This window comes from Bartonella sp. CR127HXZ (assembly GCF_042194555.1).
GTDB lineage: Bacteria > Pseudomonadota > Alphaproteobacteria > Rhizobiales > Rhizobiaceae > Bartonella > Bartonella grahamii.
On the sequence record NZ_JBHIMZ010000013.1, the window covers coordinates 12342 to 30954 of the forward strand.

The window sequence follows — 18613 nt, forward strand, 5'->3', positions numbered from 1 at the left end:
ATTTTTACTAAACTTTGATGAAACAATTTATTTTCTAGAAATTGTCTTGTATGGGGTTTATGATCTTAATGCACCACGATAAAAGGGGATAAATGCTTGTTTATGAAAAATAAAAACATCAAAGGCTTTGCAATGAAGCTTTTGTGTGTGCGCATTTTGATGTGGGGAATCCTTTCATTTGAACGGATGTGGGTACGGTTGTTGCCATTTTTCCTCGTTGTTAGTCTCTTTTGTTCGTTTAGCTGGTTGGGACTTTTTGGCATTTTGGGCTATTGGTCACATTTGCTCTTACTTGGGGTTATACTTGTTTGTGCTGGAGCGAGTTTATTTTTTCTTGTTCGTTTTCGGTTTCCCACAATACGGGAAGTGAATTGCCGTCTTGAACGCGTCAATGATCTTAGACATCAGCCTTTGAATATTCAGACAGATCGTTTATGTTCTGAAAATGATGAAGATTTTAGTGCTGTTATTTGGCGTGAACATCAACGCCGAATGGCAAAACAATTATACCATTTAAAAACTGGATTTATCTCTCTTAATAGTGCGGATTATGATCCTTTGGCTTTGAGGGCTTTGTGTGTTCTTCTTTTTGTTTGCGCTTTTAGTTTTTCTTTTGGTTCACAAGGGGGGCGTTTGGCTGATGCCTTTGATTTTCGTCCTGTTGTTGATGAAAAATTCATGCGGATTGATGCTTGGGTAACACCACCTGCTTATACCGGTGTGGCACCGATTTATTTGACAAAAGATGAGAAAACACAACTAGAAATCCCTGAAGGGAGTAATGTTGTTGTGCGTGTTGTCAATGGGGCTGGCGTTACAGTAAAAGCAAAGTCTGTAGAAGATGGGAGGGAAATTTCGTTTTCAGAGAAAACGGAACAAACAGCTTTGAATGATCCAATCGCTCATTTTGAAACACATTTAAATCATTCAATGAATTTATTTGTATCATCACGTCGTAAAAAACAGCAGTGGCATTTGCAGATGATCAAGGACACGCTTCCGACAATTCATTGGCTGGAAAAACCAGGGCGGATTTTAACGGGATCGTTAGAGTTACGATATGTGGTGGATGATGATTATGGTGTGACAAAGGCTTTTGTTGAAATAGAGCCTTTTCTTCCTCAGAATAAAAGTGCTTCTTCTCTTTATAATGCTCCGGAAATAGAGCTTCTTCTTCCGCGTGGTGGAAAGGGGAAAATGCGGATGGTGCAAGATATATCAGCGCATCCATGGGCGGGTTCGCAAGTCAAAATTACTTTGGTGGCAGAAGATGGTGCGGGGCAGAAAGGGCGTAGCAAAACTTTTGTTATGACATTACCGCAACACGTTTTTTCAAATCCTGTCGCGCGTGCGGTGAGTGAAACGCGTCGTTTATTAGCGCTTGATGCTTCTGCGAGAGAGCGTGTATTGGATATGCTTTCTGCTTTGCTTGTGCGTCCAGAAAGGGGGGTGCAAAATGTAATGCATTTTCTTGTTCTACAAAGTGCGTGGACAAGACTTTCTTTAGCACAAACAGAAGAGGATTTGCGTGGTGTGGTGGATTATTTATGGCAAATTGCTTTGGGTATTGAAGACAATCAGCTTGAATCCGTGCAAAAAAATTTAAAACAAGCACAAGCTGCTTTACGTGATGCATTGCGTTACGGTGCTTCAGCGGCAGAAATTGAACGCCTTATGGCAGATTTACGTCAAGCTATGGATGAGTATATTCGTGCTTTGGCTGAAAAAGCACCAGATACTCAAGTTTCTAAAAATTCTAAAAGCTCAAAAAGCACCAATCTTTCTGAAGCTACACTACAAGAAAAGCTAAATTTAATTGAGGAAATGGCTAAAACGGGCTCTTCTTTAGCAGCTGAACAACTCTTGGCGGAAGTTGAACAGACGCTTGATCATTTGCATGTGCAAAAAGGCAATCAAAATGAGGGAGAAAAAAGCCAATCTGCACAAATGAAAGAAAAGATGGACCAGCTTGGAGATTTAATGCGTCGTCAGCAAGAAATTCTCAATGAAACACATCAGTTAGAGATGGAACAAAAACGCGGAGAAAATGTGCCGGAAACACAGAAAAAATCTTTAAAAAAACGTCAAGCTGAATTGCAGTCTGAATTATCAACATTAGAAAAAGAATTATCAGAACAAGGATTTGAAACAGGAGGCGCATTGAAAAGGGCAGAAGAAAAAATGAATTCTGCGGAAAATGCTCTTGATAATGGAAATCATCAGGTATCTATACAAAATCAGTCTGACGCTTTGGAATCTTTGAGGCAAGGTGCACAAAATGTTTTGAAAAAAATGCGCGAGACACTCAAAGAAACGGGAAATGATCAAAATGCTGATTCTGGTCCTAAAGATCCGTTAGGACGTCCACTTTCTTCAAAAACAGATGAAGGACAAGAAGGTGAGGCACTACCACAAAAAAGTGATCAAATGCGTACGCGGCAGATTTTGGATGAAATTCGCAAACGTCTTGGTAAAGAGCATATTCCAGAAGAAGAAAAAAACTATCTTGAAAGATTGCTTCATTTTAATTAACCAGTGTTGGCTTTTTTCTTAATTGATGTCAGAAACAGTGTATGAAGAACCTCTATGGGGTTCATCTCCAAGAAAATGATTAAAGCGCTTGTAACGCAATAATCATCCTGCTGTACTGATTTTTTAATCATTTAAGTTTAAAATATGAAATATTGAAATATTCGCTATTGCGGAAAAAGAGCAGAAGTCCATATAATTTGGGTATATGAAAATCTGTAATGTTTGGAATTTGTTTCTACATGGTATGTTGAATTGGATATCGTTACGCTGAAAGATTTTTATGCTTCTGCACTTGGGCTGCGTGTGCAAAAGACGCTGTGTGACCAATTGAATTTATGGTGGCCTAATCTTACGGATAAACGGATTATGGGGTTGGGTTATGCACTTCCTTATCTTTCTACATTGCGTGAACGTGCCCAACAATGTTTTGCTTTTATGCCAGCTTCCCAGGGTGCTTCGCCTTGGCCTTGTGCTGAGCAAGTTGCTACAGCGCTTGTTTTTGAAGAAGATTTGCCGCTTCCTGATGCGTCAGTTGATTGTATTTTATTGGTACATGCATTAGAATATACAGAAAATTCATTTGAAACGTTGAATGAAATATGGCGTGTTTTAGCACCCAATGGCCACTTGATCGTTATTGTACCTAATCGCTCTGGCTTTTGGGCGCGCAGTATTACTACGCCCTTTGGTTATGGCGAGCCTTATAGTCGGCAACAAATTACACGTTTGTTCGAAAAAACAAATTTTGTTTCTGGGCCAATACAAGAAATTGTACATTATATGCCCTCTACGGGTTATGTTTCGCGGTTGTTCTCATTTTTTTATGAGCCATTTGCACGCTATCTTTTGCCTTATTTTGGTGGACTCTTAATGTGTCAGGCACAAAAACGTGTTTATCAAGGTTTGCTGGTACAGCGTCGTCAATCGCGACGTGTTTTTATTCCTGCTTTATCACCACAAGTGCGAAATATTTTAATTTATAAAGATAATTAATCATTTTGCCATTGGCATAAGAATCGCAAATATAGAAGGCTTCCCTTATTTCAATTTTTGCACATTATATGTGAAGGTTTTTTCATCTCGTTTTTGTTTTCATTTAAGATATTAAAATTGTTTTTGAAATAGTAAATCTCGAATTAAAGATTTAAACGATAACCATTTTGATCTGTCATGAGAATTTGTGCATTGGAGGGATCTTTTTCGATTTTTTGTCGCAAACGATAGATATGGGTTTCTAAAGTATGGGTAACAATATTTTCATTATAACCCCAAACTTGTTCTAACAATGTTTCACGGCTGACAATTTTATCATTAGCATAATAGAGACATTTAAGAATTGCTGCTTCTTTTTCTGTGAGACAGATTTTATTGTTGCATTGATCAAGAAGAAGTTTTTGTCTTAGTTTAAAAGTATAGGGGCCAATATGAAAGGTTGCGTCTTCATTTTGTTCATATTGGCGCAACTGTGCTCGAATTCTCGCTAATAACACCGCAAAGCGAAAGGGTTTTGTCACATAATCATTGGCGCCTGTTTCAAGATCTAAAATATTATCGCAGTCTGTATCATGATTTGTTATCATGATAATGGGGGCACGAAATCCTTGGATGCGTAATTTTTTCACGGCTTTGAAACCATCAAGATCAGGAAGTTCAAGTCCCAAAATAGCGAGATCAATATTTTCTTCTTGGATTATTTTCATTCCCTCTTCTGCTGTTTTTGCTTGGAAAATTTCAAACTCTTGATGCATTTGCAATTGTTCTACTAAAATGGGGCGTAGATTATCGTCTTCAACAATTAAAAGAGTATAGTGGTTCATGTTTTTCCTTATAGGCATGTTGAGGCACTGATTGGTAAAGAGTAGTTTCATGAAAAATGAGATTTCATGCAAGAAAAATTAAAACAGGAAAATTAAAAAAGAGCGTTTCTAAAAAATAAACTTTTATAATTTCTATGGTTGCTTGCCGAAAAGAAGGTATTTCCGTCTGCAGAGTATTTTACGTATTGGTTGGAAGCGTTTGTTTATGCTCTAGAACGTGTTTTAGCTATTGAGTGTTATCATCTTTACGCTTATGGAGAAATAAAGCCGGCACTATCATACACTTTGCCAGCTCGTGGGTGTTGCGGATAGTCCTTGGCACTTGAGACTCTTCATAAGAGGAATTTTTAGTCCTTTCTTTCACGTTTTTTATCCATACGGGACTTTTCCTGCTTGTAATGTGCAAGAAAATAGCTTTTGATTGATTTAATATAAACAGGTTGGGAATGAGAGAATCCTGCGGTATGAGGGGCTCTCATCCAACATGTAAAACAATGAACACTCAATATGATGCGTTTTTTAAGCGTTTTTTAAGCGTGAAGATAACTGTGCAACACCTTACACATATGCACTGTTTAGGAGAATTTCACGGTTATTTTTATTGTTTTTTATCCACGTTCAGTTTTGTTTTTTCGTTGCATTTGTGTGCGAAGGGGTCTGTGTGTGATGTTTGTGGTGTTGCTTATTATAATCGTTGAGTAAGCTTTGCCTTTAGCAATGCCGAAAAGATGCATCATAAAGAGGTTTTTTATGCAATGCTATGAAGCATCTTTTTATATGAGCTAATGAATAAAAATTATTGTTTTAAGATAAAAGCATTTCCATCTTAAGGTTGCCCATCAAACAAACTTCTTTCCATTCATCTTCTGTCACGGGTTGCACTGATAAGCGGCTGGCATTAACCAGTACCATATTTGCTAGCTTGGGATTGGCTTTAATTTGTTTTAATGAAACAGGTGTTGGCATGTCACAAAGTGCACGGATATCCACACATTCCCAGCGTGGATCAGAGCTTGTAGAATCAGGGTGTGCTTCAGCACATATTTCTACAATGCCTACAATTTCTAAACCTTTATTTGAGTGATAAAAAAAACCTTTATCGCCATATTTCATGGCGCGCATATTATTACGGGCTTGATAATTGCGTACACCATCCCATTGTTCGCCATCAGCTCCTTTTTTCTTTTGCATCTCCCATGACCATTTATGGGGTTCAGATTTAAAAAGCCAATAAGCCATGAGTTCTCCTTTTTCATAGACTGTTATGCATTCATCATGTGCATTTTTATAAGCATCTTTGTAACACCATCAACGATGATTTTTAAAATGGGGTAAAGAACGGGCATTATTTGTTTTTTCTTGTTTCAAAATAACGTGTAGCAGAGAAACGCGATTCATTGATATTTCATGTTGTATAAGGGTATTTTGCTCTTTGCTTATCTTTTCAGCTATGGTTTGAAATGCGGTCACTATAAGAGTTTTTTGGAGAAAATTAAGAAAATTGATTCTAAAAAGCTTCAAGATTACAACGGCAATGAAACGAATAGATGATCAAAGATGATGAGGTCAAAGAATGGTTTTCATATCTATACTTCGTGGGAGAGAATAGATCTTATTATGCCGTAAAATACCGTCATTTGAAGTGTAATGATATAAGGCAGTTTTTTGAAACATGAAATTTTTTAGAATGTGTGGTGCATATTTAGGTTTGCGTGTCGAGCTTTGGATTAAGTGAATTGTGTGAGTGGGAAGCAGGTGGAATCCGCTCGATAGGGAATTCGGACTATCTACAGACCGGATTGAGTAGAAATCTTCGTTCTTTAAGATGTGTGTGGGGCGTCAGTGTTATTATGCTTTTGTTCCACGGCGTCCCATCCCGATCAAGGGCGTGGCTTTTTCATCTAATGGCCAGCGTGAACGGGGTGCAATGTCAAGAGAGCTTGTTTCTCCTCGTGCGAGTTTTTGTGCACCGGCAAAAGCAATCATTGCAGCATTATCGGTACACAAGGAAAGAGGAGGAGCTATAAATTCAAAACCATGTTGATAGGCAAGTTCTTGCAACGTAGAACGAATGGCTTGGTTTGCAGCAACACCGCCTGCGACAACCAAAGCAGGAGAACGCTTTCCTTGATCATGAGAGAGAGGATATTGGTGGGTAAAGTGTTGTAGGGCTAGGTGAATACGATCATGTACTGTATCGGTCACGGCGGCTTGAAAACTTGCGGCAATGTCAGCAATATCATTTTCCGTAAGAGGAGCTATGGCTGTTGCGGCTTGTCGAACAGCAGTTTTGAGTCCTGAAAAAGAAAAATCTAACCGTTTTTCACCTTTTAAAGGGCGTGGAAGGGGGATGCGATTTTTATCACCAAATAAAGCTGCTTTTTCAAGTGCTGGTCCACCAGGATAAGGAAGACCTAAAAGTTTTGCAGTTTTATCAAAGGCTTCTCCTAATGCATCATCAATGGTGGTTCCTAAACGTTGGTAGTTACCTACTCCATGAACAATGATTGTTTGTGTATGACCCCCTGAAACTAAAAGTAATAAATAAGGAAAGCTAACGTTGTGCGTTAACACAGCTGTTAAAGCATGTCCCTCTAAGTGATTTACCGCAATAAATGGTTTGCCAGTGGCAAGAGAGAGAGCTTTTGCGCTCATAACGCCTACCAACAATCCTCCTATCAAACCTGGTCCACTGGTGGCTGCAATGCCATCAATATCTTTTAATTTTGTGTTTGCTTCTGTTAGTGCTTGCAGAATTAAATGATCAAGAACTTCAACATGGGCACGAGCAGCAATTTCAGGAACAACACCGCCGTAAGGTGCATGGTGATCAATTTGGCTCCAAACAACATTGGAAAGAATTCGGCTGTTTGATTCATTGTTATATTCAATGACAGCCGCTGCCGTTTCATCACAACTTGTTTCTATTCCCAGCAGACGCATTTTAAACAAAACCTTATATTGAAGCTTCTTTCCTGCGTGCGTACCATGAACAGAAAAAGATGCAAAGTATTTCTCTCAGAATTGATTTTTCTATGAAAAAATATGTGTTTTGGCATTTTCTTTGAATTTCATGATATTGTTGATTAAAAAATAAAGCTGTATTTTTGAGTATAAAATGCAAATGTGTTTTTTAAAACTTGTCTATTAAAGTCTATAATTGTAAATATTATTGAAAAAAATGAGATTTGGAAAATCTCTATAAAGTTATACTCTTTATAAAAAGAATGTAAAACAAACGAAGATATTTGAGAAAAGCTTCATTTTTAAAACTTTTTTCATTTTATTATTTTATCATTAAAAAAAGTGTGCACAAAAAGTGACAGAGATGGTCGATTCTTCAAAACCAAAATTTAAACCACATTATGCTGGTACGCGCCGTAAGAAACCAGTTATTGAACATGAAGCTGTTCCCCATGATTCAGAGGAAAAAATCCACGATTCTGTAGAGTCTCATGCGCGAGAAAAACAGAATATGCAAGGTCAGGATAAAAGTAGCTCTCGTACAACTTGGTTTTTCTTGTCCTTTTCTGGGATTTTGGGGGGATTCATTGCTTTGGGAATTTTTATGGGGCTTCAATGGGCTGGTTTTTTTCCTTCTTCTTTTGTGGAAAATTCTGCTGGAGGGGAAAAAGCTTTGCAGATTGCTGAAGCCGCAAAAAGTCAAGGTGAAGACACAAAGGAACAATTGAGACGGGTGTTTCAAGAAATCGATGCGTTAAAAACAGAGTTTTCTTCTTTTTCATCACAACAGTTTAAAACAACGAAAAACGATGAACTATCGAAAGAAGAAATCAAAAAAGCTTTTGCGATTTTAGAGGAAAAAGTAAAAGCTCTTGAAGAAACTATACAAACTTTTGTTAGAGAGTCGAAAGAGATAGAGACGGCTTTGTCTGTTGGGCAGAGCAATGCAAATGATCTTGCTGCGTTAAAACAACAGTTAGAAGCTATACAGGAAGAAACTGCTGTTAAAAATAGTGAGAAAAAAGAAATAGATACCGCGCTCTTTACTGCAATTAGTTCATTAAAAAATGCTATAGAGCGTGGTGGATCTTATAATAATGAATTAAAGCTGTTACAGCAATTATCGCCTTCGATTGATAGACTTGATGTGTTGCAAAAAACAGCTACTGTGGGTCTTCCAAGTTCAGCACAACTTTCTGTTGATTTTTCTCATGTTGCCGATGCAATTGTTGGTACGCAAAATATTGTTGCGTCAGATGCTGGTTTTTTTGACCGAATTTTAGCGTGGATAAAAGGGCTCATTGTTTCGCGACCGATTGGCAATGTTGAAGGGACGACGCTGGGGGCTATTGCGGCACGCATGGAAGTTGCCATTCAAGCTGGTGATTACGAAAAGGCTTTGAGCGAATGGCAATCATTGCCTCAAAGTGCAAAAGATGTTTCAATGGATTTTGTTAAGCAGCTTGAAAGACATATTGCTATTCAACAGTTGTTGCAGCAATTGTTATTGTCTGTGCAACAAGGATCTTTTAAGGCAACAAAGATGTAAATAGGCCCAAGATGATACGTGTTTTTATTTATATTTTTGTTGTTTGTATCCTCGGTTTAGCTTTCGCGTGGGTTGCTAATCACAATGGTATTTTTGTTCTTACATTTTTGCATTTCAGATTTTCTGCTTCATTGCTTACAGTGTTAAGTGTGCTTATTTTGCTTTTTGTAACGCTGGTGCTTTTATGGTGGTTATTGTCTTTCTTTTTTTCCTTACCGCGTGCTCTTTCCAATTATTTGTATAAACGCAATCAAAAGCGCGGTTATGAAGCTCTTTCAAAGGGGATTCTTGCAACTTTTGCTGGTGATAGTATGGTTGCGCAAAAAATGGAAGCACAGGTTGCTAAATATCTTGCAGGAAAACAAGAGCCATTGGTAAAACTCTTACAAGCGCAAACCTTGTCTTTACAAAATAACTCTGTTCGCGCCATCGGTCTTTATGAGGGGATGAGAAAGGAAGATTCGACAAAATTGGTTGGACTTTATGGTTTGTTTCGTGAAGCGATGAAGAGTAAAGCTTATGAGGCAGCGCAACAATATGCCGAAGAGGCGCTGACTTTATCGCCAGCACTTTTATGGGCGCATCAGGCGGTGCTTGATCGGTTAAGTACTGAGGGTAAATGGGATAAGGCACTTACTATTTTTGAAAGAGCGCAAAAAGCTCTTCCGCGTTCTGTTCGCGCGACTCCAGAGCGGCAGCATATACAGGTTTTACTATTAAGTGGGCAGGCACTTTCTTTGTTTGATACACATCCTGTACACGCACGTGAAGCCATTTTGAAAGCCCATAAATTGGCACCTGATTTTGTTCCAATAATAGTTATTGCTGCTGATATTCTTTATAAGTTAAATGAAACGCGTAAAGCGGATAAAATGATTATAGCGGCTTGGCAAAAGGATCCTCATCCTGATTTGGCGGCGCTTTATCTCGAAAGAGAAGAAGGAGCTATTGGGCGATTGAAAAGGGCTAGGACACTTGCTTCTTATAATAAAGATGCATTTGAATCGGCTTTCCTTATTGCTAAAGCAGCTTTAGATGCTGGTGAAACAGCATTAGCGAGAGAGCAGGCAAAAAAAGCATTACAATGTCATCCACGGGAAAGTGTTTATTTATTGTTGGCAGATATTGAAGAGGCACAGGGAAACAATCAAGGTGCTGTGCGTCAATGGCTTTCTTTAGCACTTCGTGCTGAACGTGATCCAGTATGGATGTGTGATGGGTCCATTTTTTCTTCTTGGTCAGCGGTTTCTCCAATCAGTGGACGTTTGGGCGGTTTTGAATGGAAGGCGCCTCCCTGTATGCCTTCTCTCACATTAGAGGCGGACAATATTGTGCCGAAAAAGCAAGGCAAAGAGTATGTTATGGGAAAAAGTGATGGTGTTGAAGATAAGAAGCTTGAAAAATTAACACCCATAGACGATTCTCTTTTGCATAATGTGCAGGTGGAGAAACAAGATATAAAAGAACAAGATGTAAAAATGTTCAGTCAAACTCACTTAAATGTTGATGATCCAGGGGTGAAAACAGAAGAAGAAACATCTTTATCGAGGAAAAAATTTCGTTTATTTTAAATTGCGCCAATGTGATATATGAGTGTTTTCTAAGAAGAAATAATTAACCTAGAAGAAAAAACATCATTAGTCTTGTCCAATAAAATTATTCTCTTATGCTTTAAAAATGAAGTTTTGCTTAGTTGCAGAGGTGATTGGTTAAAAAATGTTTTTAAATCAGAGATGTCTTGATAAAAAACAAAAAAATAACAAACCAAGGATTGCTGTTGTTATTCATCGGCGGTCTACCTATACTGGTCGTTTAGGAAAATTTTTACAACAAAATGGTTTTGTTCTTGATATTTATCGTCCTATTTTTGGACAAAAACTCCCTGATACATTAGAGCATTATGCCGGTGTTGTTATTTTAGGGGGACCGATGAGTGTGAATGACAGCGAAGCCTATATTGGTGAGGAAATTGATTGGATTTCGTTATCACTAAAGGAAAATAAGCCTTTTTTGGGTATTTGTCTTGGAGCACAAATGTTAGCGCGAAATCTAGGGGGGCGCGTTGGTACAAGAAGTGATGGGACTGTAGAAGTCGGCTGGTATCCACTAGAAGCAACCCCTCAAGGGAAGGAATTGATGAATTGGCCAGAAATGGTCTACCATTTCCATGAGGAAGGTATTTATGATTTACCGAAAGAGGCAATGCTTTTGGCAACAGGGCATACATATCCTACACAAGCTTTTCGTTATGGAAACAATGCATGGGGTTTGCAATTTCATGCTGAGTTTACACGTGCTATGATGCGGCGTTTGGTCGTGCGTTCGGCACATAAATTGACTGAAAAAGGTGCTCAACCTGCTTGTGCACATTTGAAAGGTCGTTTAATTTATGATCAAGCTTTAAGCCAATGGTTTGAAGGTGCATTACGACAGATTTTTTGTGTACCGCCCGCATTTGTGTGAGTGTTAGAAACACTATTCATTATCGTTCTTGTTGTGCTGTAAAACAGTATCGTTTAAGGTAGAGATAGAAAACTCATGTAAAACTTTACACATGAGGTATTTTTTGTTAGAAAGTGTAACGGATTTTCTTAAAAAGATCTTGCTGATTAGGCTTATGAGATACTGTACTTTAGAACGATGTATAGGAACTCCTTGAAGTGATCAGTAGATAAAATCCGGTCGATTAAGAAGTTGTATTGTTTATAAACTGACTGTGGTTAAGAATCTTTGTCCTTTTTAGGGTGGGGAGGAAGTTAAGAGATAAAGAAAGTTTTAATGTTGTCTAAATCCTTTCAAATACCGTCATCACAAAAGAGATTTTCTTTGAGCTATTTAATTTGTGGGCTCGTTTGTCTTGCTCTGATATTTATTTATAGCGCACTCTGGTTTTTTTTTCACGTAAAATAGAAGAGCAAGTTTCTGATATATTTGCAAAAGCGTCTTCCTATAATATGGCGGCGGTATGTGAGAATGTGCGCAAGGATGGTTATCCTTTACGTATCGGTGTTGTTTGCGACAATTTTCAATTTTCTTGGCCTTTACATGGGGTTTCTTTATCGACGGGGCGTTTGACGGCTGGTGCACCAATTTATGCACCTCATTTGGTCGAGTTTAATGTTCATTCTCCTGCATCCATTGTTTTTTCCGGACAAACTTCTATAGTATCGCGTTGGCGCAATTTGGTTATTGAAACAGAACCTTATTGGAAAACGGGTAAAACATTGAAGTTTATAGCTGAAGGGCTTGAAATTTCACCACTTTCCTCTTCCCTTGAAGATAAAAAACCTCAAGAAGCATTAGGAGCACAAACAACAGATAAAAAAACGACACAGGAAAATGTAGAAGATCAGGCATCTTTGCAAAATACGCATGACATGATTACTCAGCCGTTAGAGACAAAAGATACGCCTCAAAAAATAACGGCAGAATTTTTGCGCTTTGATCTGAAACATGAAAATAATGATTTATTGGGAAATATAACTTTTGACGGTTTTGATGTTTCTCTGGTTTTTACATCTTCTTTTGTTGATGTCCCAAAAATTGATGGTAACTTGAAAGTGATTTTAAATGACATCTCTTTTTTGTCTGAAGATGAAGGAAAAAATTGGCAACAGCGACTGTATGGAAAAAGTGGGCTTTTAAAGCAAGGTGAATTGACTTTTCATACAGGCGGTGGGTTACGTATTAGTGGACCTTTTTCTTTTGATGAAGAAGGATATTTGACAGCAGAATTCGAACTTGTCCATATTCAGCCCATGAAGCTTCTTAACACTTTGCAGCGCTTATTTCCCGCGCAGGACAATAATCTTCAAGCGTTATTTTTTATTTTGGGTGCACTGCCTAAAAATGCCGATGGCGCTCCCGTTCTCCCCTTGCTCATTAACAATGGGTGGGTAAAATTAGGTTTTTTAAAACTTGGTCGTCTCGCTCCACTTTAGGTTTTATACCCAAGCCTTTTTTCATTTTTACCACCAAATTTCGATTTTTTCTGATTTTCACACTTTTTTGCAATTTTAGAGTGTCAAAATCTATTTTAACAAAATGCGTATTTAATGGTAAAAAAATAGCTGTAAAAATAAAGAATTACCACTTACTCCTAACTAATTCCACCTCTTTTCACTTAGTACAAAATCTTATGTCAAACTTACATATAGCAACAGTGTTTGTGTGGAAAAAGTGGCATTTTAAAGTATGCTGAATTGCCTTTTTATACAGGTAGTGTGGTGCCGTGTTAGGAACCTTTTTTCTTTATGTATGGAATTTGAGTATATTGCATATGTCTGTTTAGGGTGACCTTTGAAATAGGTAAAACAGCCTAGTTGGATGAGAATATGAAGTTGTAAAGGGGAAAATGGACGTCCATCTTTTCATTTATGGAGTAAGAAGCTAAGGGGGGCACCATCATATTTATATTTTCCCACTCCTAATGTTTATACAGCTTTTGGCATTTGAGGTGGTTTATGAGGGGCATTTAGTTCTTTCTTTAATATTTTTTATCTATACGGTTTTCCCATTTGCAATATGCAAGGGGAAATGCGTTTAGTTGATTGAATATAAACAGATTTGAAATGAGACAAACTTAGAATATCAGCTTCTCCTTCAACATAAAAATAATAAAATTATGATTGTAAATCAATATATTATATTTTTATGTTGAAGGATGTTTGACAGTAAAATTTGAATTTATTTTTTATTTTAAGTGCTTTGTCTAAAAATGCGGGATAGCGCTTCCGTTCTTTCCTTACTGATTAGTCATGGATGGATAGAACGGGAGATTGAGTGGGTCGTTTTGTATTTGCTTTAGGTTTGAAAGCCGGTATTTTGTAGTTGAGAAATCAATCCTGCTGCAAAAGTAAAACGAGAAATATTGAGATCATTTTCAATAAGGGCACTAATGTGGTTTGTAATTTTGTGAATATGATCTTCTTCTGTTTTTTTCCAAGTGTCAAAAGGATCTTTTTTCTTTCCATAATTTTTGAGGATTTTCATAACGATTTGCCGTAAGCTTTCAGAAACATTTTCTTTTGCTTGGCTTAAAGCCATACTATCATAATAATCTACTACAGGAATTATACGACTTGCTTCGTTAATGCGGTTTATACGAATGATTTGCGCAAGTGAAAAATAGATCTCTGCGGTTTTAATAAGATCACTGTTGCTTTTTTTTGCAATTAAAGAAATATCACAGATTGTTGAAGCTGCTTCTAAGAGAGCTAATTGTTTCGCTAATGCTTTTGGTGCTCCCTCTTCGCTGTAGTGTAATGCTTTTTCTTCAATTTTTTGCTTAATATCGTTGTCGTGAGAATGCATAAGCTCTTGTTCAATAACGCTACGGGCTTGCTTTATTGTTTTTACAATTTCTTCTAATGGACGTGAGAGATCTATGTTGTGTAAACCCCAATTGGTTGTTTCAAAGAGCATTGGGGTCATTGCTGCGTAGAATTTGTTTTGGACAAGACCGGGTATTTTATTATCAAGCTTATCAATTTGCTCAGACAATTGAGGAATTTCAAAACCATCGCGAATGGCAATGAAAACGCGAATAATATTTTCAGCTTTTTGTTCTGTTGCATCGTGTAGTCTATTAACAAAAGTGGGGCCTCCACGATTTACGATATCGTTGGCAATCAGCGTTGCTATAATATTACGACGCAATTGATGGTTAATGACTTCCTTCTTAAAATTTTCTTGAATTTGTGTTGGAAAATAGTTCAGCAAGGTTGTATTGAAATAGTGATTATCAACAATGGGGCTATTAGCAATTTCTTCTTTTAAGGTTAATTTAGCATACGCAAAAATAACAGCGAGTTCTGGACGGAGAAGACCTTTGCCTTGGGTTGTTCTTTGTCGTAAAATTTGCTCATCAGGGAGTATTTCAACTCTACGATCTAGAAGCTTTTTTTGTTCTAAATCGTGCATAAAGCGTATTTGATAGGGCAAATCAGTAGTGCTTTGATTTTCCGCCAAAGAAAGAGCAAGGGGTTGTAGATAATTGTTGCGCAAGACGAGTTGCTCGACTTGAGGTGTCATTTTTTTCAAGAGCTTATTGCGTTCTTCGCGGGTTAATGTTTTGGCGCGTAGTGCTGATGCAAGAACAATTTTGAGATTGACCTCAATATCAGAACAATTCACACCAGCAGAATTATCAATGGCATCCGTATTGCATCGACCACCATTTAAGACATATTCAATCCGTCCACGTTGTGTAACACCAAGATTAGCCCCTTCGCCAATAATTTTTGCACGCACTTGCTCTCCGGTAATGCGTATCGCATCATTTGCACGATCACCTACTTGGGCATCATTTTCTGTTGCTGCGCGGATATAAGTACCAATGCCGCCGAACCATAAAAGATCAACAGGGGCTTTGAGAAGAGCAGAAATAATTTCAAAGGGTGTTCCTGTTTGTTTTTCAAAACCAATGGCTTGTGCTGCTTCAGGTGAGAGAGTAATGGTTTTTTCTTTTCGTGAGAAGATGCCACCGCCCTTTGATAATTTGCTTTGATCGTAATCTTGCCAGCTGGAGCGAGGAAGTTTAAAAAGGCGCATACGCTCTGCATAGCTTTCGTCTATGCTTGGATCTGGATCAATAAAGATATCGCGGTGATCAAAAGCGGCAATCAATTTTGTTTGTTTGGAAAGCAGCATCCCATTACCAAAGACATCGCCAGACATGTCTCCAACACCGACACAGGTGAAGGACGTTGTTTGAATATCCTGATCAAATGTTTCTCTAAAATGTCTTTTGACAGCTTCCCATGCACCTTTGGCTGTAATACCAATGGCTTTGTGGTCGTAACCTGCTGAGCCTCCAGAGGCAAAAGCATCATCGAGCCAAAAGTGATTTGCTTGGCTGATGGCGTTGGCGGTATCAGAAAAAGTTGCTGTTCCTTTGTCTGCTGCGACAACAAAATAGGGGTCAGGGTCATCATGACAGATGACATTGGGGGGAGAACTTATTTTGCCGTTAATCAGATTGTCTGTAATGGAGAGCAAAGCTGTGATAAAGTCTGTATAAGCTTGTCGTGCTGCTTCTACGATGAGAGCACGGTCATTTGTTTGGGGAAGCCGATGGGGATAGAAACCACCTTTTGCACCTGCAGGAACGATAACCGCATTTTTAACTTGTTGGGCTTTGACTAAGCTGAGGACTTCGGTGCGATAATCTAATGCACGGTCAGACCAACGGATTCCGCCACGAGCGATAGGTCCAAAACGCAAATGCACCCCTTCAACTTCCGGTCCATAAACAAAAATTTCTCGGTAAGGGCGTGGTTCAGGCAAACCCTCAATTTGGCGCGGATTTAATTTGGTGGCTAAAATACGCCGTGGACTTCCATCGTCAAGAGGCGTAAAGGCATTTGTTCGTAAACTCGCATCGATAAGGTTGCAATAACGGCGTAAGATGAGATCATCATCTAAACCAGATACTTTCCGTAATTTTTCTCCAATACGCTTTTGAATAACCTGTTGGCTTTTTTCCCGTTCTTTTTCTGTATGGCTTTGGTGAAATTTTAAATGAAATAAAGTATAAAGATCTTGGGTAATGTCAGGATAAGCATTTAAAGTTTGGGCAACGCGATCTTGCGAATAAGGAATACCAGCTTGCTGGAGATAGCGCCCATAATGGCGCAAAATAACAATTTCATACCAATCAAGTTCAGCTGTTTGGGTGAGCGCGTTAAAAGCGTCATTATCAGCATTTTGTGCCCAAATGGCCTCAAAGGTTTCGGCGTGTTTTTGACCGTTTTTTTCAAAATCGATACAGAGTTGGAAAGTGCTTTCTAGCTGCATATCATGAAGATACACAGAGTGCCCATAGCCATCTGGTAATTCAAGGGTTTGTTCAGCGATAACGCGAAATCCCATATTTTCAAGGAGTGGTACACGTTTGGAAAGGGCAAGAGCTTCATGGCGGTGAAAAAGCCGAAGAGAAATGGTACGTTTTTCTTTGTTTTGTGCGTGATAAAAGTTCACGAAAAGGGGCTTCTCATCATGAAGATTTAAAATATGTCCGGCATCGTTAATAGCGTCTTCAGCTGAAAATAAATCACGATAACTGTTGGGAAATTCGCTGGCTAGACGTGTTTGTTGCTCTGTTGTTTTCTGGGCAAGAGCGATGGCTTGAACGCTGTCTTCCCAACTTCGTGCAATCGAACGTACATGTTGTTCAAGTGTGGAGCGCTCGTGAAGGGGAACAGTTTCGTTTCCTTTGCGATGGATGATATAATAGACACGTATAAGGGTGCTTTCCAAAAATAGCGGATAAGATTCAAAAAAGTCGCCTTTATAGAGCTCAACAAAATGTTCGCCAACTTTTTCACGCAGGCTGCTGCTATATTGGTCACGCGGTACGTAGACAAGTATAGAAACAAAGCGCCCAAAAGAATCAGTGTGGGCAAGAACCCGTAAACGTGGGCGCTCATCTAATTGTAGAATAAGTTTGGTGTTTTCTGTCAATGTATCAACATCAGAGCGAAACATTTCATCTCTTGGATAGGTTTCTAAAGCACTGATAAGTGCTTTTCCTGAATAATCGGCGTGATTGTGTCCAAGACGTTGAATAATAGTTTGGGCTTTTTCTTTTAAGAAAGGAATTTGCAAAATAGAACGTGTATAAGCTGAGGAGGTAAAAAGCCCTACAATGCGTAATTCTCCACAGAGTTGGTTTTTTTTATCAAAGATTTTAAGACCAATATAGTCGAGCCAAACAGAACGGTGAATTTTGGAGCGGCTGTTAGCTTTTGTCACGATAAACAGATTATCGCTTTCCATGAAGGATAAAACTTCTTGAGGAGGTTCTTTCATACTTTCATCGTCAACAATATGAATAGAAGCATCCGTGAGTATACCAAGTTCAATATTACTCGCTGTAAAGGATTTTAGGGGTTTTTGGTCTTTGATGAAGTTGTAGGTGCGCATACCAAGGAAAATGAAATTATCGTCCATTAGCCAGTGAAGAAATTCAATAGCTTTTTCGCCTTCTTGTTTGTAGTGCGGGGGAAGACTTATTTGGTAGGCATGAATATGCTTTTTAACTTCTTCAAGCATAGGCTTCCAGTCTTGTACAGCAGCATTCACCTGTTCAAGAACTAAGGTGAGTTCATTTTCAAGTTTTTGTATTTGCTGTTTGTTTAATGACTCGATGTGAATTTGCATCAGACTGATGCGTTTTCCAGAAGCACAATCAAGAATAGGATGCGCAATCAAATAGATATGGTTTTTGTGTTGATTGAAAACATTTAAAATAGAATCGAGAAGGAAGGGTTTGTTATCATTGACAAGCGTGATAGCGGTTATAGGCTTGTTATTACGGGTCAAATTTTGTTCAAAGTAGATAGTATTTTTTCCCGTCTGATGGAGATTAAAAGCTTTTACTGCGACGGCTGCGGCTTTTTGAAGTTCTTTATTTTCGTAATAAACAATATCTTCTTCATCGGTTTGAGCAAAAAGGATTTGTTCTATTTTATCTTGGGTGTTTTTTGTTTCTGTTTTTTTTGGTTGCAACACATCCACTCTCCCTTTTTGCTCTTAGGGGTCTTCTCTTCTCTTTATTGAAAGCTGACCATCATATTTTCGTATACTGTAACACCTTCTTCCTGAAGAAAACAGCTCTTTATTTGGAAAGAATGAGTTTGTTTTTGCTATTTTTTAGTAATAGTTTGTACTTTAAAGAAATATTTTGCGTCAGAGAAAGGGCATTTTTAGTATTTTTGTATGTTAATAGTTTGTTTTTTTAAATATACAA

Annotated in this window: 10 protein-coding genes; 6 read left to right on the forward strand and 4 right to left on the reverse strand. The window is 38.2% G+C overall.

The window, feature by feature from the left end; all coding sequences use genetic code 11:
• The first annotated feature begins 102 nt into the window (after positions 1–102).
• Positions 103–2532, forward strand: coding sequence for a TIGR02302 family protein (locus ACFIKY_RS07470; RefSeq protein WP_375646906.1), 2430 nt, complete (start codon positions 103–105; stop codon positions 2530–2532).
• A 222-nt stretch (positions 2533–2754) separates the two neighbouring features.
• Entirely contained in the window at positions 2755–3525 is a 771-nt protein-coding gene (locus tag ACFIKY_RS07475; protein ID WP_375635316.1) for a class I SAM-dependent methyltransferase, read from the forward strand.
• 143 nt (positions 3526–3668) lie between these two features.
• On the opposite strand, the gene ACFIKY_RS07480 is transcribed toward ACFIKY_RS07475, so the two are convergent.
• From ACFIKY_RS07480 to tsaD, 3 genes are all read right to left on the reverse strand, one after another.
• Positions 3669–4349, reverse strand: a complete 681-nt coding sequence (locus ACFIKY_RS07480; RefSeq protein WP_375644326.1) for a response regulator transcription factor — start codon at positions 4347–4349, stop codon at positions 3669–3671.
• An 804-nt stretch (positions 4350–5153) separates the two neighbouring features.
• Positions 5154–5588, reverse strand: coding sequence for an EVE domain-containing protein (locus ACFIKY_RS07485; RefSeq protein ID WP_375635314.1), 435 nt, complete (start codon positions 5586–5588; stop codon positions 5154–5156).
• A 609-nt stretch (positions 5589–6197) separates the two neighbouring features.
• Complete coding sequence (gene tsaD, locus ACFIKY_RS07490) at positions 6198–7292, reverse strand: tRNA (adenosine(37)-N6)-threonylcarbamoyltransferase complex transferase subunit TsaD (protein WP_015857065.1); 1095 nt, start codon at positions 7290–7292, stop codon at positions 6198–6200.
• A 385-nt stretch (positions 7293–7677) separates the two neighbouring features.
• Between tsaD and ACFIKY_RS07495 the strand changes: the two genes are divergently transcribed.
• The 4 genes from ACFIKY_RS07495 to ACFIKY_RS07510 all read left to right on the forward strand — a co-directional run bounded on the left by ACFIKY_RS07495 (position 7678) and on the right by ACFIKY_RS07510 (position 12803).
• A complete protein-coding gene (locus ACFIKY_RS07495) occupies positions 7678–8862 on the forward strand; it encodes a mitofilin family membrane protein (RefSeq protein WP_375661610.1) in 1185 nt (394 codons plus the stop codon).
• An 11-nt stretch (positions 8863–8873) separates the two neighbouring features.
• Positions 8874–10433 carry a heme biosynthesis protein HemY gene (locus ACFIKY_RS07500; protein ID WP_375635312.1) on the forward strand — a complete coding sequence of 520 codons (1560 nt, stop codon included), beginning with the start codon at positions 8874–8876 and terminating at the stop codon, positions 10431–10433.
• Positions 10434–10578: 145 nt separating this feature from the next.
• Complete coding sequence (locus tag ACFIKY_RS07505) at positions 10579–11325, forward strand: glutamine amidotransferase (RefSeq protein WP_375635311.1); 747 nt, start codon at positions 10579–10581, stop codon at positions 11323–11325.
• Between the two features lie 422 nt (positions 11326–11747).
• Positions 11748–12803, forward strand: coding sequence for a DUF2125 domain-containing protein (locus ACFIKY_RS07510; RefSeq protein WP_375635464.1), 1056 nt, complete (start codon positions 11748–11750; stop codon positions 12801–12803).
• An 862-nt stretch (positions 12804–13665) separates the two neighbouring features.
• Here the strand turns inward: ACFIKY_RS07510 and ACFIKY_RS07515 are convergent.
• Positions 13666–18375, reverse strand: a complete 4710-nt coding sequence (locus ACFIKY_RS07515; RefSeq protein WP_375646898.1) for an NAD-glutamate dehydrogenase — start codon at positions 18373–18375, stop codon at positions 13666–13668.
• Between the last annotated feature and the right edge of the window lie 238 nt (positions 18376–18613).

Coding starts and splice junctions, on each gene's coding strand:
- ACFIKY_RS07470 (WP_375646906.1), top strand. CDS start 103: ATGAAAAATAAAAACATCAAAGGCTTTGCAATGAAGCTTTTGTGTGTG.
- ACFIKY_RS07480 (WP_375644326.1), bottom strand. CDS start 4,349: ATGAACCACTATACTCTTTTAATTGTTGAAGACGATAATCTACGCCCC.
- ACFIKY_RS07485 (WP_375635314.1), bottom strand. CDS start 5,588: ATGGCTTATTGGCTTTTTAAATCTGAACCCCATAAATGGTCATGGGAG.
- tsaD (WP_015857065.1), bottom strand. CDS start 7,292: ATGCGTCTGCTGGGAATAGAAACAAGTTGTGATGAAACGGCAGCGGCT.
- ACFIKY_RS07495 (WP_375661610.1), top strand. CDS start 7,678: ATGGTCGATTCTTCAAAACCAAAATTTAAACCACATTATGCTGGTACG.
- ACFIKY_RS07500 (WP_375635312.1), top strand. CDS start 8,874: ATGATACGTGTTTTTATTTATATTTTTGTTGTTTGTATCCTCGGTTTA.
- ACFIKY_RS07505 (WP_375635311.1), top strand. CDS start 10,579: ATGTTTTTAAATCAGAGATGTCTTGATAAAAAACAAAAAAATAACAAA.